We start from the raw sequence: 14,398 nt of genomic DNA on the forward strand, positions 1-14,398 counted from the left end.
CTCACACCCCGCAACAATTACCCAACCTCACAAATCGACGCCGGGAATGGCTCACTGACCCGGCGCATCTCCCACAAGCCGTAGCAGCGGTTCCCTGCGACCGGGGCCCGCCGACTCCAGGCCCGCGACTCCACCGATCCAGGCCCGCGACCTGACCGACGCATCGCGACCGGACTTCCCCGCGATGTCCGCACGGGCCCTTTCGCGACATACCCTGCGGGCCTTCAGCGGGCGACACGCCCCACAGCCCTTCGCACTCGGCATATCCGGAGTCCCACATCATCATTCATTGTCCTTAGCATTCCAAAGAATGCGCGAAACAAGGCCATGAAGAAAATCGCACCTCGACACCCGGAGGCTTTTTCCGCCGCACGGTAATGCACGCTCGTTGGTCCATCCCGAGCGAGGTCCGATACAGGGAGAGGCCTTCCGGGAAGCTGCGCCGGTGGCTTTCCGCGCCCGCACCCGCGGCGCGGGCCCGGTCCGACCGCGAGTTGCACGGGGCGATGTCCTGGCCGCCGATGATGTTCCACGCAGGGCGGCCTCGGTGACGGCGCCGCCGGGGCTCTGCCAGCGCGCTACGGCCCGCGGCTCGGGGAACGTGCGCAGCCGGGGGGGTGACCGGATGTGGCTCCCAGTCCGGGGTGTCGAGGCCACCCCGGCGCCGCACGCCGCACGCCGCGCGCCCGACGCCGACGGCCGGCGCATCCGGCGCCCGGCCAAGGCATCCGCATTCGGCGAGAAACCAGCGCACCAGCCGAAAACAGGGACCTATGCATCGCCATAGGCGCGGAAATCGGCTGTCGTCGCCGGCAAGAGCCGTCTTCCCACCACGGCCGGCGCCGCGCACCGGCGTGGCCGGCGCGGCGGCGCCGCCCGGGGCGCGATCGTCACCGCCGGCCGCCCGCGGCTCACCGCCGCCGAGCTGACCTGCGCCGTCGCGCCGTCCCCTGCGGGCGCCGCCCACCCGGACGCCGGCGGCGCCCGGCCTCGACGCCGCACCGGCCGGCACCCGCCTCGCCGATGCGTGCCGACCCGGACGCCGCACGCACACAGCACGGAACATGCCGACACCCGCCGTTCACCGGTGAGCGCGCCCGACGCGGTCCACGCTGCACCCCGGCCCCGGCGCGGGCGCGAGCCGCACCCGGCACAGGCCGTGACATCCGGCGGGATCCGGCCCGGTGCCCGCGGGTGGTGTGCGCGGTTTCATCAGCGGCGGGCAGGCCGTGCAGCGACGCCGAGGGTCCGCCGTGCTGCGGTGCGCCGATCGTCGACGCCCGGCAGCCGCGAACGAGAAGCGGTGAGAAGAGGATGGTGGTCCGCCGTGCGTGTGGACATCTGGAGCGACGTCGTCTGCCCGTGGTGCTACGTCGGCAAGGCCCGGTTCGACCGGGCGCTGGCCACGTTCGCCCATCGCGACGAGGTGCAGGTGCGCTTCCACTCCTACGAGCTGAACCCGACCCTGCCCCGCGGTCGGTCCGAGTCGCTGCTCGCCGCGCTGGCACGCAAGTTCAGCGACGTGCCGGCCGACGAGATCGAGGGCATGGAGCACCGCGTCGCCGACGCCGCCCGTGACGAGGGGCTGGCTTACCGTTCCGACCGGCGCAACGGCAACACCTTCGACCTGCACCGGTTGCTGCACCTGGCCGGCGAGGCGGGGCGGCAGGCCGAGGCGGTCACCGCGCTCAACCAGGCGCATTTCGGTGCCGGCCGGGACGTGTTCGACCACGACATCGCCGTCGAGGTGTGCACCAGCGCCGGTCTGGCGCCCGCCGAGGTGCGCCGGGTCCTGACCGGCGACGACTACACCGAGCGGGTGTTCGCCGACGAGCGGGCCGCCCACGACATGCGCGTCACCGGGGTGCCGTTCTTCGTCATCGACCGCACCCTGGCGGTGACCGGAGCGCGCCCGGCGGACCTGTTCGCCCGCACCCTCGACCAGGCGTGGGCGCGCCGCGCGCAGCGGGTCGCGTGACCGAATCCGATACGGTCCACAGCATGATCAGCGCCCAGGGGCCGGCAGGAGAAGACACCGACGTCACCATCGACGTCGACGCACGCGAGCTGCACCGCCGGCATGCGCCGTCGCCGTCGGCGTTCACGCTCGTGCACACCCACTGCCGCATCGTGTGGGACATCGCCGCCGGGCTGCTGGCCGCGGGGCGCCGCGCCGCAGGCCGACGCGGGGCTGGTACGCACCGGGGCGCTGCTGCACGACATCGGCGTCTACCGGCTCTACGACGACGCCGGCCAGCTCGATCACGCCCAGTACCTGCGCCACGGGGTCCTCGGCCATGAGCTGCTCGCCGCCGACGGGCTGCCCGAGACCGTCTGCCATTTCGCCTCCTGCCACACCGGCGTCGGGCTGACCCGCGACGACATCACCCGCGGCGACCTGCCGCTGCCCCCGGGGGACTACGTCGCGCGGACCGTCGGGGAACGGCTCGTCATGTACGCCGACAAGTTCCACTCGAAGAGCCATCCGCCGAGCTTTGTGACCGCGGACGCCTACCGCGGCTATGTTCGCCGCTTCGGCGCGGACAAGGCGGCCCGGTTCGACGAGCTGACCGCCGAGTTCGGCGTGCCGGACCTCGCCACCCTCGCCGCCCGCCACGGCATGACCGTCCGCGGCGGCTGAGCAGCCGCGATGCTCGCCCGCCGCGGCGGGCCGCAGGCTCAGCTCGGCGCGGCGCAGCAGCTCGGCGAGGGTGCCGACCTGCGCGGGGTCGTCGGGCATCACCGTGCCCACGGATCCTGCACGGGCAGGGGGACGCCGAGGCGGCCAGCGATGCGGCGGAGGCGAACGCGGACATCTCCCGCAGCCCGGCCTCGCCGAGGCGGTGTATCCCGACGTTCCCGGCACTGGAGAGCTGCTCGCACGCCTGGGCCCGGTCGTCGTCGCCGACCAGCCGGTAGGCGTCGGCGAGAGCACACAGCACCGTCGGATAAAACCCGTACAACGGCAGCGGCACCTCGCAGTGCGCAAGATAGGACTGGCGGACCTGCTCGGCAGCGGTCACCGCCCGCAGGCACCAGCAGAGCCGGTCGTGCGGGTCGTCCTGCAGCTCGGCCATCAACCGGGCGCAGTCGACGCGCAGGGGGGCGTCGTCGATCGGGCTCAGCTGCTGCCACACCACGGCGAGCAGGCGGCGGGCGGCCTGGGGACGGCCGCCGCGGGCCAACGCGAGGCCGCGTTCGATCCGCCCCGCCCGGGGGTCCGTTGCATGCATGGGCCATCCTCCTCCAGCTGTGACCGCCACGGTGCAGGGCGGCAGGTGGTCACGGCGATCACGATAGGACGCGGCACCGACAGTTTCCGTGCCCACAGCGCCGAGCGCCGAGCGCTACGACTGCTGGCCCAGACGGATCGCCCGGGGAACGTGACGGAATATCGTTGCCGGGATGACCCTCCTGGCCCGGCCCGCCGCCCGGTGAACGGTGAGATCGTGGCCCACGGCGACGCCGTGCGCTCCACCGACGCCGTCACCCCCCGCGCGCTGCCCGCCCCGCCGGGGCCGGCCGCCGCCGGCGGCGGCGCGGCGCCGGAGCTGCCCGCCGACCTGGCCGCACGGGTCGGGGACTACGCCCGCGCGGCACGGTCGGCGTCGACGTGGCGCGCCTACGACAGCGACCTGCGCCAGTTCCGCGCCTGGTGCGCCCACCAGCCGGCCGCACCCAGCGCGCTGCCGGCGAGCCCGGCCATCGTCGCCGGCTACCTGGCCACACTCGCCGACGCCGGCTACCGGCCCTCGACAATCCGCCGCCGCCTCGCCGCGATCTCCGTGGCCCACCGGCTCGCCGGCCAGCCCAACCCGGCCACCGCACCGGAGGTCGGCGCCGTCTGGGACGGCATCCGCCGCACCCGCGGGATGCGCCCCACCCGCAAGACCGCCCTGGACACCGACCTGCTCACCCGGGTCGTGGCGGGCCTGCGCGACGACGACGTCGCCGACCTGCGTGACCGGGCGCTGCTGCTCATCGGCTTCGCCGGCTGCCTGCGCCGCTCCGAACTGGTCGGCCTCGACGTCGCCGACCTGGAGGAGACACCCGACGGTCTCATCCTCACGATCCGGATGTCCAAGACCGACCAGGAGGGCGCCGGGGCGCTGGTCGGCATCGCCTACGGCTCCTACCGGCCGACCTGCCCGGTGCGGGCGTGGCGGGCCTGGGCGGACGGCGCCGGGTTGCGCGAGGGCCCGGCGTTTCGCGCGGTCAACCGGCACGGCCACGTCGGCGCGACGCGGCTCTACCCCGGGTCGGTGGCCCGCATCGTGCAGCGCCGCGTCGCCGCCGCCGGGCTCGACCCCGCCGACTTCGCCGGGCATTCGCTGCGCTCCGGGTTCGCCACCGCCGCCGCCCGCGCCGGCGTCGCCGACCGGTCGATCATGCGCCAGGGTCGCTGGCGCTCGTCCGCGTCCCTCGACGGCTACATCCGCGCCGGGCGCCTGTTCGACCGCGACAACCCCTCCGGCCGCGTCGGCCTGTGACCTACCGACGGCGCTCCGGCTGCTCCTGCGGGCCGCAGGAGCAGCCGAGACACCTGCGAACACGGCGCAAGAACGAAGGCCCTGTGCCTGGACGAGTAATCCCGACTCCTCTCTCTGACGCTAGGTAGTCATTTATCGCCCCTGCTGTCGCCGCACGGCAGCGGCCGCCAGCGCCGGCGCTGGCGCGCCCGCCTGGTTTCCGGCCAGATTGCGGCCGGATCGTGCCGAGGTCTAGTCACGGTTTTTCGGCCGAAAACCGTGACTACGCCTCGGCACGATTTCGCGCACAGCTGATCACAGAAAGATACGGAGAGGTGGTGGCCGGCGGATGCACCGAGTCGCGGCTGCGCCCCTGCTGCGCCGCGGCGGCGGGCCCGCGCCGGTTCGCCCACGCCCACGGCCGCGGATCCGGGCCCTGCGGACGGCGGGTTCGGCCCGGTCGAGGCTGGCGGGGACGGGCCTGCAGGCTGGGCAGGCTCCGAGCGGCGTGATCGGCCGCACCGCCGTAAAGACAGAACGACCATGATCGTGTTCTCGTCCGTCGATGAGCGTGGCAGGCTACCGGGTGTGAGCATGGGTGGCGCCGCGGCGGAGTCGGACCACGGCACGGGCGCGGACACCCCCCATCCCGGCGGCTCCGGCGGTCCGGGCGGCGAGGTCCAGGCGCCGTCGGCGGGCCCGTCGTGGGACATCATCGTGTCCCACGCCATCGCCGAGCCGGACGCGGCCTGGGCGCGCTGGCTGTGCTGGCAGCTCGCCCACGCCGGCTATCGGGTGCTCAGCCACCCGCTGGTCGCCGCCGGCCCGTCGGCGCAGGCGGCGGGCAGATCTGCACCGGTCGATCTCGACCGCCATCACACTCTCGGTGGAGAGATCCTCGTCATCTGGTCGGCGGCGTACCGGGCGCAGACGGCCCGGTCGGCCGACGCCGGGGTGGGCCGGCCCGGGCCGAACGCCGATCCCTGCGCCAGCCCCCGTCCCCCCGGGGCGAGGCGGCCACTGGCCGGCGCCGGGACAGGCACGGGGTCGCGCCCGGCCCCGGCCCCGTCGCCGTCGCCGACCGCCGCCGACGGCCCCGATGGTGGTGGACCCGGCGGTCGGATCATCCTGGTGCGTATCGAGGACTGCTCGCGGCCCGCACCGTTCGCCGGCCTGCTCGCCTTCGACCTGTTCGGCCTGGACGCGACGCTCGCGCGGGACTGGCTGCTGCGCCAGGTCACCGTCGTCGCTCCCCGGCCCACGGCCGATCTCGCCCCCCCACCGTTCCCCGCCACCACGTTCAGCGCCTCCGGTAGCGCCACCGACGCTCGGCCGACCTCCGACCGACCCGCCGGCAGCGGACGGCCCCCGCCCGCCCCGCCGGCGGGCGCACATGCAGGCGGTGCGACGTTCACCGACGCTGACGCCGACGCCGACATCCAGCGCACCCGCGACCTGTCCGCCGCCCGCCGCCTGGCAGTCCTGGGCGAGGACCGCGGACATCCGATGAGCGTCGCCTTCAGCCCGACCGCCCCGCTGGTCGCCACCGCCGGCACCGACACCACCGTGCGACTGTGGCAGGCGGCGTTCCCCGACCCCCCGCGCCTGATCGCCGCCGTCGGCTACGGCCGGCGGATCAACCAGGAGTGGGCGCGGGCGGTGACGTTCAGTCCCGACGGGCGGATCCTCGCCGCCGCCGGCGACGCGGGCACCACGGTGCTGTGGCAGGTCGCCGACCCGGCCCACCCGGTGGCGCTGATGACGCTGACCGGTCACCGCGGCTACCTGCACGACCTCGGGTTCAGCCCCGGCGGCACCCTGCTGGCCACCGCCGGTGACGACCGGGCGGTGCTGCTGTGGGACCTCGCCGAGCCGGGGGTGCCACGGCGCGCGGCGATCCTCGCCGGGCATCGCAACGCCGTGCGGGCGGTGGCGTTCAGCCCCGACGGCGCCCTGCTGGCCACCGGCGCCGAGGACCGCACCATCATCCTGTGGGATCTCGCCGACCCGACCCACCCGAGCGCCACCGTGACGCTGACCGGCGCCCGCGGACCGGTGTTCACCGTGGCGTTCAGCCCGGACGGCGACCTGCTCGCCGCCGCCGGCAAGGACCGCACGGTGCGGGTCTACTCGGTGGCCGACCCCACCACCGAAACGGTCCTCGCCGAGATCACCGACCATCGCCGCGCCGTGCACGCCGTCACCTTCAGCCCCGACGGCACCCTGCTGGCCGCCGGCAGCGGCGACCGCACCGCCACCGTGCGCGACATCACCGACCCCGATCACCCCGGCCCCGCCCACCGCCTGCCCGTCCACGCCGGCCCCGTCCAGGACGTCGCCTTCGCCCCCGACAGCCGCCTGCTGGCCACTGCCGGCGCCGACCGCCTCACCATCATCTGGGATCTGTTCCCGACTCCACCCACCGCCGCCCGCTGACCGACCCGGACGCGCGGCGCGGTACCGCGGAACACCATGATCACCGGACGGTCTGCCGGCGGATAGGAGCATTGAATGCGACGGCGACGGCGACGGCGTCCTGCGATCATCGCGCTGCTCGGCGTCGACGGTGTGGGCAAGACCACCCAGGCGCGGTTACTCGCCCGCACCCTGAGCGCCGCCGGGCAGCCGGCCAGCTACTTCGAGAACGGCGGCGGCCGCCCGATCGTCGACGCGCTCGCCCGGCTGCTGGGCCGCCGCGACGGCCCCGACCTGCTCGGCTCCCGCGTCCACGTCGCCGTCGAGGCGACGTTCCGCGGGCTGGCGATCACCCGCGCGCTGGCACTGTCCCGCCTCACCGGCCGCATCGCGGTCATGGACCGCTACACCTACTGCCAGTATGCGGTCATGCGGCTGCGCGGCGACGGCGACGGGCGGCGGGTGCGCGCCGCCTACCGCCGTTTCCCCACCCCCGACCTGGTGGTGCTGTTCACCGTCCCGGCAGCACTCGCCCAGCAGCGGGTCGAACGCCGCGGCCGCGACCATGAGGAACTCGACCGGTTGATCGCCTTCGCCGAGGCCTACGCCGGCCTGCCGGAAGCTCCCACGTTCCACGAGCTGCCCGCCTCCGCCACCACCGACGAGGTCCACACGGCCCTGTTCCCGCTGGTCACCGCCTCCCTCGGCCGCTGACCCGGCCGCCCTGGCGCGCGGCCGCGGGCCGCTCACCTGGCCAGGAAACGGGCCAGGCGCAGACCCACGTCGTCGAGGCGCAACGTCGGATGGCTGCGGCGACGCACCGAGGCCCGGCAGCTCCACGCCTCGTCGAACCATCCGCCGCCGCGCAGCACCCGGTAGGTGCCGTAGACCTCGGCGTCGTAGACGTCCCAGCACCATTCCCACACGTTGCCCAGCATGTCGTGCAGGCCCCACCCGTTGGGCGCCCGGCCGCCGACCTCATGCGGCCGCTCGCCGGCGTTGGCGCGATACCAGGCGATGTCGTCGAGCCGGCCGTAGCGGGGCCCCGTCGTGCCGGCGCGGCAGGCGTGTTCCCACTCCGCTTCGGTCGGCAGCCGGTATCCGTCAGCGCCGGCGTCGCAGGTCACCGTCTCGCTGTCATCGTCACTGAGGGGTGCGCCCTCGACGACGGCGGGCAACCGGTACACCGGCGCGAGCCCCTCGTGTCGGGACAGGGCGTTGCAGAATCCGGACGGCGTCCCACCAGCAGACGCCCTCGACGGGCAGCCGATCACCCTGAACGCTGCTCGGCCGCCAGCCGGTAGGAGGCGAGCTCCACCGACCAACGGCGCTGGGTGCGCCGGTCCGACAGCGTCACCTCCCCGGGCGGGATGGTAACCATCTCGGCGGACGTGACCGGCTGCATTCCAACGGCCACTGGCCGGCCTCGGGGCGACACCGAAGACTCGTCCTGCTCGATCAACGCGAAGAAGGTGTTGGCCGCGACGTAGACGAGCTCGAAGGGGCCGCCGGGGGCGTCGACGTCGGTGAAGTCGCCAACCACAGTGGTGATGTCGGATCCGCCGGGTTTGTCGTGGAGGCGGGCCAGCATTCGCGGGGAGGCGTCGATGCCGACGACCGTCGTCCCGCGGGCCGCCAGTCGACGGGCATAGCAACGTCGGCCAGCTGGGGATGCCGCTCGTCGTACACGTCGGCGATGCGTTCGCCGTAGGCCGCAGGGTCGAAGTCGGTGTCGCGATGGGCCATGGTCGTCAGGGTGGCATCCGCACGCAGCCGGGCGCATCCCGTTTTTCGGTGCCAGGGCTGAGCGGCCGTCCCTGGGGCAGAAAGGCGAGGGCCGCGCGGAGGTTGCGTTCGACGATCTCAGGCTCGACCCGGGAGAGCGGGCCCGGATCGTCCTCATCCTCGGCGCCGGCCGTGTTCGACCGTCGCCTCGCTCTGGGCTGCGGCCGGCCGGGTGGGGGGCGCCGTCCAGTGCGCGGGGCGGGTCAGCGCCGCAGGCAAGGTCGTGGCCTCGTCGCCGCGGGCGGCGTCGAGCTGGGCCTGCACGACGAACAACGCCCCGCGCAGGTCCGCGCCGCTCACCTCGGCGCCGCGTAGATCCGCCCCGTGTAGGTCGGCGCCCCGTAGGTCGGCGCCGCGCAGGTCCGCCTCGATCAGCAGCCGGCCGGTCAGCTGCGCGCCCCGCAGGTCAACGCCGGCCAGGCGCGCGCCGACCAGGTCGATTCCGAGGTCTCGTGGGCTCCCCGCGCCGAGGTCGCGTCCCCGTCCCCGTCCCCGTCCGCGGGCGGTGGGACGGCCCGCCGCGTCGACCCGCCCGGTGCGCAGCAGGGCGCTGGCGTGGGTGAGCAGGTCGTGCACGGTGCGGCGGTGGGCGGGCAGGTCCGCGGCGAGCAGGGTGCCGGCGTCGGCGCCGGTGAGGGCGACGGTCGCGGCGGTGGTGGCGTCCACCTCGGCGAGCAGGCCGGCGCGGGCGGCGACGTCGGCCGACGGACGGTCTGCGGCCGGCGGCGCGGCGAGCAGGCTACGGGCCTCGGCGAGGTGGTGCAGGGACTCGTGCAAGGTGCGCATGACGGCGAACGCGTCGAACATCGACGCGGCGTCGCCGGGATGGGTCCGCCAGTCCCGGCCGGCGAAGGTGACCTGGCTGACCTGCTGGCCGGCGCCGAAGCAGTCGAACACCGTGCAGCCGCGGAACCCGCGGGGACGCAGCTCGTCGTGGATGGAGCAGTCGTGGCGTGCGCTCAGATGCCGGCACGGCGTCCCCGGCGCCTTGCTGATCGGGAAGTCCGCCGAGGTGGCGAAGCCCGGGGCGACGCAGCACAGCGCGAAGCAGTTCCCACAGTCGGCCGCCCACCGCGGACGGGCGGGGTCGGTCACCGCAGGGGCCTCCTCGACGTCGACGGATATGTCATGCTGGCGGACGCGACAGCTTCGGGAGGAAGCCGGTGCGAATCCGGCGCGGTCCCGCCACTGTCACCGGGAAGTGCGTCTTCCCGGGTGGGTCCACCAGCGCGACGCGGCGCGGGCGGCCCCTCCGGTGATCGTCACACCCCGGCCGGGAGCAGATCTTCCGGTGCTGGGGAGTGGCAGTCGGGTCACGGCCGCAGCGTGCGGCTGGAAGGCCGAGGACGCGCGCTGATCCGGGAGCCGGGATACTCCGGCCGTCGCAGGTGATGACCAAGGGCGAGGACCCTCCGGGAGGACATCAGCATGCCTGCACCACCGTCCCATCGATCCCATCGGCCCGATCGGCGTCTGGTCGCGGCGGCACGGGCGTGGTGAACTTCCCGCTGTCCGCCGTCGTCGGCGCCGACGACCTGCGCCTGGCGCTGCTGCTCAACGCGGTCAGCCCGACGCTCGGCGGCGTGCTCGTGCGCGGCGAGAAGGGCACCGCCAAATCCACCGCGGTGCGGGGGCTGGCGGCGCTGCTGCCCGGCGTCGAGGTGGTCGTCGGCTGCCGGTTCGCCTGCGCGCCGAGCGCGCCGAACCCGGACTGCCCCGACGGCCCGCATCCTGACGGCACGGCGCACGCCACCCGGGCGGCGCGGCTCGTCGAGCTGCCCGTCGGCGCCTCCGAGGACCGCGTCACCGGGTCCGTCGACCTCGACCGGGCGCTCGCCGAGGGAGTCAGCGTGCTGCGCCCCGGGCTGCTGGCCGCCGCCCACCGCGGCATCCTCTACGTCGACGAGGTCAACCTCCTCGGTGATCATCTTGTCGATCTACTGCTCGACGCCGCCGCGCTCGGCGTCGCCCACGTCGAACGCGACGGGGTGTCGGTGCGTCATCCGGCGTCGTTCCTGCTGGTGGGGACGATGAACCCGGAGGAGGGGGAGCTGCGCCCGCAGCTGCTCGACCGGTTCGGGCTGACCGTGCAGGTCACCGCCAGCCGCGACCCGGTGCTGCGCGCGCAGGTCGTGCGCCGCCGGCTGGCGTTCGAGACCGACCCGGTGGCGTTCGCCGCCGCCTGGGCGCCGGCGGAAGCACAGCTCGCCGCCCGGGTCGCCGATGCCCGCGCCCGCCTGCGCGCCGTCACGCTGACCGACGCGGCGCTGCGCGCGGTGAGCACGGTGTGCGCCGGGGTCGACGTCGACGGGATGCGCGCGGACGTCGTCCTGGCGAAGACGGCGATGGCGCTGGCCGCCTGGTCCGGGCACGGCACGGTCCGCGCCGCCGACATCCGCGCCGGTGCCCGCCTGGCCCTGCCGCACCGCCGCCGCCGCGGCCCGTTCGACGCCCCCGACCTCGACGACGCCACCCTCGACACCGTCCTCGACGCCGCGCTCGACGGCCTCGACGCCACCGCCGACGCGGAACTCACCGCGCTCGCCGACCCGGCCACCAACACCGCCGACGCCACCCGCACAGCCGACGGCGACACTGCCGACACAGCCGGTGACGGCGATGGGTTGCGACAGAACGCGACCGGCGGCGACGGCAGCGAGACCGGCCTCGACGGCCTCGGACCGCACGGCCGCAACCCGCACCCGGACGACGACCCCGACGGCGACGGCCCGGACGGCGGCGGTCCTGGTAGCGGCGGTTCGGACAGCGACGACGACCGCCCCGGCCCCGGCGGCCGACTCGGTGCCGGCTCCGGGCCGGCCGGGCGAGAACCCGCGGACGGCGCCGACCCGGCGACCGGCCCGGACGCACCATCCGGCGCCGGCGATCCGCAGCTGCCCGCCGCACCGCACCTGGCCCCCACCGGCTCACTCGACCCAGGCGGCGCCGGGGCGGCGGTCGGGGTCGCCGGGGCGCCCGGGGCGGCGTTTCGGCCGCGGCTGTTCACCATCGCCGGCCTGGGCACCGCCGCCGGGGCCGCCGGGCGCCGTTCCCTGGCCCGCGGTAGCCGCGGGGCGGTGGTCACCACCGCCGCCGACGCCCCCGGGGTGCACCTGCCCGCCACCCTGCTGGCCGCCGCCCCCCACCAGCACGCCCGCGGCCGGCGCGGAGCGGCCCCGATCGTCCTGCCCGCCGACCGCCGCGGCGCGGTGCGGGTGGGCCGCGAGGGCAACCTGGTGCTGTTCGTCGTCGACGCCAGCGGGTCGATGGCCGCCCAGGCGCGGATGACCCTGGTCACCACCGCCGTGCTGGCCCTGCTCGTCGATGCCTACCAGCGCCGCGACCGCATCGGCATGATCACCTTCCGGGGGTCCGGGGCCGAGGTCGTGCTCGCCCCCACCGCCAGCGTCGAGGTCGGCGCCGCCCGGCTGCGGGCCCTGCCGACCGGCGGGCGCACCCCGCTGGCCGCCGGGCTCACCCGCGCCGGGCAGGTGCTGCGCGCCGAACGGCGCCGCGACCCGGCGCGGCGCGCCCTGCTCGTCGTCGTCACCGACGGACGCGCCACCGCCGGCGCCGACCCGCTGCCGGTGGCCCGCGCCCTGGTCCGCGCCGCAGGCGGGCCGGGTGGATCCGCCACCGGCCACCCCGGCGGCGCCGGGCGCGGCGCGGCGGGGGGCGGCGCGGGCCGCGGCGGGCTGGCCAGCGTCGTCGTCGACTGCGAAAGCGGCTTCCTGCGTCTGGGCCTCGCCGGCCGGCTCGCCCACGCCCTCGGCGGGATCACGATCGGGCTCGACGCTCTGCCACTGCTGGCCCCACCACCACCACCGGCGCCGTCGCCGTCGCCGTCACGGGCGGGAAAGGTGGCCTGAGATGGCACCGCAGGGGCAGCCGGCCAGCGTCCCCGACGACGGCCTGACCACCCGCGAACGCCGCGACCGGCCGCTGCTGATCGTCCACACCGGCGACGGCAAAGGCAAGTCGACCGCCGCGTTCGGCCTGGCGTTGCGCGCCTGGTCGCAGGGCTGGCCGGTCGGAGTGTTCCAGTTCGTCAAGTCCGCCAAGTGGCGCATCGGCGAGGAACGCGCCCTGGGCGTGCTGGCCGACTCCGGCGAAGGCGGCCACGTCGACTGGCACAAGATGGGCTCCGGGTGGAGCTGGGTGCAGGGCCGCGTCGACCCCGACGGTGATCCCGCCGCCGCCGCGGCCGAGGGCTGGGCGCAGATCCGCCGCGATTTGGCCGCCGAAACCTACCGGCTCTACGTCCTCGACGAGATGACCTACCCGCTGCGCTGGGGCTGGCTCGACGTCGCCGAGGTCGTCGACACCCTGCGCACCCGCCCGGGCCGCCAGCATGTCGTCGTCACCGGCCGCGCCGCCCCGCAGGAGCTGCTCGACGCCGCCGACCTCGTCACCGAGATGACCAAGATCCGTCATCCGATGGACGCCGGGCAGAAGGGCCAGCGGGGCATCGAATGGTGAGCGCCCCCCTCGACCTGCCCCGCCTCGTGCTGGCCGCCCCGACCAGCGGCGCCGGCAAGACGACGGTCACCACCGGGCTGATGGCCGCGCTGCGCGCCCGCGGCCTGCGGGTCTCCCCGCACAAGGTCGGCCCCGACTACATCGACCCCGGCTACCATGCGCTGGCCACCGGCCGCCCCGGACGCAACCTCGACGCGGTGCTCTGCGGCCCGGCGCGCCTGGCCCCGCTGTTCGCCCACGGCGCCACCGGCGCCGACATCGCCGTCGTCGAAGGGGTGATGGGCCTGTTCGACGGGGTCGCCCGCCCGCAGCCCGGCGAGGCCGCCGACCACGCCTCCACCGCGCATGTCGCCCGCCTGCTCGACGCCCCGGTGATCCTCGTCGTCGACGTCTCCGGCGCCGCCCGTTCCCTCGCCGCACTCGTCGCCGGGTTCCGCGCCTTCGACCGGCGCCTCCACCTCGCCGGGGTGATCCTCAACCGGGTCGGCTCCCCGCGCCACCGCGAGCTGCTCACCGAGGCGCTCGCCGACATCGGGATAGCCGTGTTCGGCGCCGTCCCCCGCGAGCAGGCCGTACACACCCCGTCACGCCATCTCGGCCTGGTGCCCGCCGCCGAACGCCGCCCGGCCGCCGTCGACGCCGTCGACCGCCTCGGCGCGCTCATCGCCGCCTCCTGCGACCTCGACGGCCTGCTACGCGTCGCCCGCGCCGCCCCCCCGCTGCGCACCGACGCCTGGGACCCGACCACCGCCCTCGCCCTCGCCGCGGCGGGAGATGCCGCAGCGGCGGACACGTCGGTCGTAGCCGCGCAGATGGGAGATGCCGCGGTGGGGGAGCCCCGGGTGGCAGGTGCGGCGGGCGGGCGACCGGTGCGGGTCGCGGTCGCCGGCGGGGCGGCGTTCACCTTCGGCTACGCCGAACACGTCGAACTGCTCACCGCCGCCGGCGCGCACGTCGTCGTCGTCGACCCGCTGCGCGACGACACGCTGCCCGCCGGCACCGACGCACTGATCATCGGCGGGGGTTTCCCCGAGGAACACGTCGGCGCGCTCACCGCGAACACCCGGCTGCGCGCCGAGATCGCCGCCTTCGCCGCCCGCGGCGCCCCCGTCGTCGCCGAATGCGCCGGGCTGCTCTACCTGGCCCGCAGCCTCGACGGCGCGCCGATGTGCGCCGTCCTCGACGTCGACGCGGTGATGGGCCCGCGGCTCACCCTCGGCTACCGCCGCGCCGTCGCCGCCACCTCCAGC

The 14,398-nt window shown here is 75.4% G+C and carries 11 protein-coding genes; 8 read left to right on the forward strand and 3 right to left on the reverse strand.

Annotated features, from left to right (window positions below; translation table 11 throughout):
• Positions 1-1,327: 1,327 nt before the first annotated feature.
• The 5 genes from G6R25_RS14080 to G6R25_RS14100 all read left to right on the forward strand — a co-directional run bounded on the left by G6R25_RS14080 (position 1,328) and on the right by G6R25_RS14100 (position 7,598).
• Positions 1,328-1,978 (forward strand): DsbA family oxidoreductase, encoded by a 651-nt coding sequence (locus tag G6R25_RS14080; RefSeq protein ID WP_163553330.1) that lies wholly within the window; start codon positions 1,328-1,330, stop codon positions 1,976-1,978.
• Positions 1,979-2,080: 102 nt separating this feature from the next.
• Positions 2,081-2,641 (forward strand): HD domain-containing protein, encoded by a 561-nt coding sequence (locus tag G6R25_RS14085; protein ID WP_235948396.1) that lies wholly within the window; start codon positions 2,081-2,083, stop codon positions 2,639-2,641.
• A 793-nt stretch (positions 2,642-3,434) separates the two neighbouring features.
• A complete protein-coding gene (locus G6R25_RS14090) occupies positions 3,435-4,490 on the forward strand; it encodes a site-specific integrase (protein WP_419469362.1) in 1,056 nt (351 codons plus the stop codon).
• Between the two features lie 522 nt (positions 4,491-5,012).
• A complete protein-coding gene (locus G6R25_RS14095) occupies positions 5,013-6,905 on the forward strand; it encodes a hypothetical protein (protein WP_235948399.1) in 1,893 nt (630 codons plus the stop codon).
• Positions 6,906-6,980: 75 nt separating this feature from the next.
• Positions 6,981-7,598 carry a dTMP kinase gene (locus G6R25_RS14100; protein ID WP_163553331.1) on the forward strand — a complete coding sequence of 206 codons (618 nt, stop codon included), beginning with the start codon at positions 6,981-6,983 and terminating at the stop codon, positions 7,596-7,598.
• A gap of 32 nt (positions 7,599-7,630) precedes the next feature.
• Here G6R25_RS14100 and G6R25_RS14105 read toward each other — a convergent pair whose 3' ends face one another.
• Genes G6R25_RS14105 through G6R25_RS14115 form a run of 3 tightly spaced genes read right to left on the reverse strand, consistent with a single transcriptional unit; the run spans position 7,631 to position 9,764 of the window.
• Positions 7,631-8,158, reverse strand: coding sequence for a formylglycine-generating enzyme family protein (locus tag G6R25_RS14105; protein WP_235948402.1), 528 nt, complete (start codon positions 8,156-8,158; stop codon positions 7,631-7,633).
• On the reverse strand, positions 8,155-8,787 hold the full coding sequence (locus G6R25_RS14110) for a class I SAM-dependent methyltransferase (RefSeq protein WP_336501472.1): 633 nt from the start codon (positions 8,785-8,787) through the stop codon (positions 8,155-8,157). Before G6R25_RS14110 ends, G6R25_RS14105 begins: the two co-directional genes overlap by 4 nt.
• Complete coding sequence (locus G6R25_RS14115) at positions 8,784-9,764, reverse strand: pentapeptide repeat-containing protein (RefSeq protein WP_163553332.1); 981 nt, start codon at positions 9,762-9,764, stop codon at positions 8,784-8,786. Before G6R25_RS14115 ends, G6R25_RS14110 begins: the two co-directional genes overlap by 4 nt.
• Positions 9,765-10,162: 398 nt before the next feature.
• Between G6R25_RS14115 and G6R25_RS14120 the strand changes: the two genes are divergently transcribed.
• From G6R25_RS14120 to G6R25_RS14130, 3 genes are all read left to right on the forward strand, one after another.
• On the forward strand, positions 10,163-12,538 hold the full coding sequence (locus tag G6R25_RS14120; RefSeq protein WP_163553333.1) for a VWA domain-containing protein: 2,376 nt from the start codon (positions 10,163-10,165) through the stop codon (positions 12,536-12,538).
• A 1-nt stretch (position 12,539) separates the two neighbouring features.
• Positions 12,540-13,148 (forward strand): cob(I)yrinic acid a,c-diamide adenosyltransferase, encoded by a 609-nt coding sequence (gene cobO / locus G6R25_RS14125; protein ID WP_163553334.1) that lies wholly within the window; start codon positions 12,540-12,542, stop codon positions 13,146-13,148.
• Positions 13,142-14,398: cobyrinic acid a,c-diamide synthase CobB (locus tag G6R25_RS14130; RefSeq protein ID WP_163553335.1), on the forward strand; the 1,257-nt coding region annotated here is incomplete at its 3' end. The genes cobO and G6R25_RS14130, both read left to right, overlap by 7 nt.

This window comes from Candidatus Frankia alpina (assembly GCF_902806485.1).
Classification (GTDB): domain Bacteria; phylum Actinomycetota; class Actinomycetes; order Frankiales; family Frankiaceae; genus Frankia; species Frankia alpina.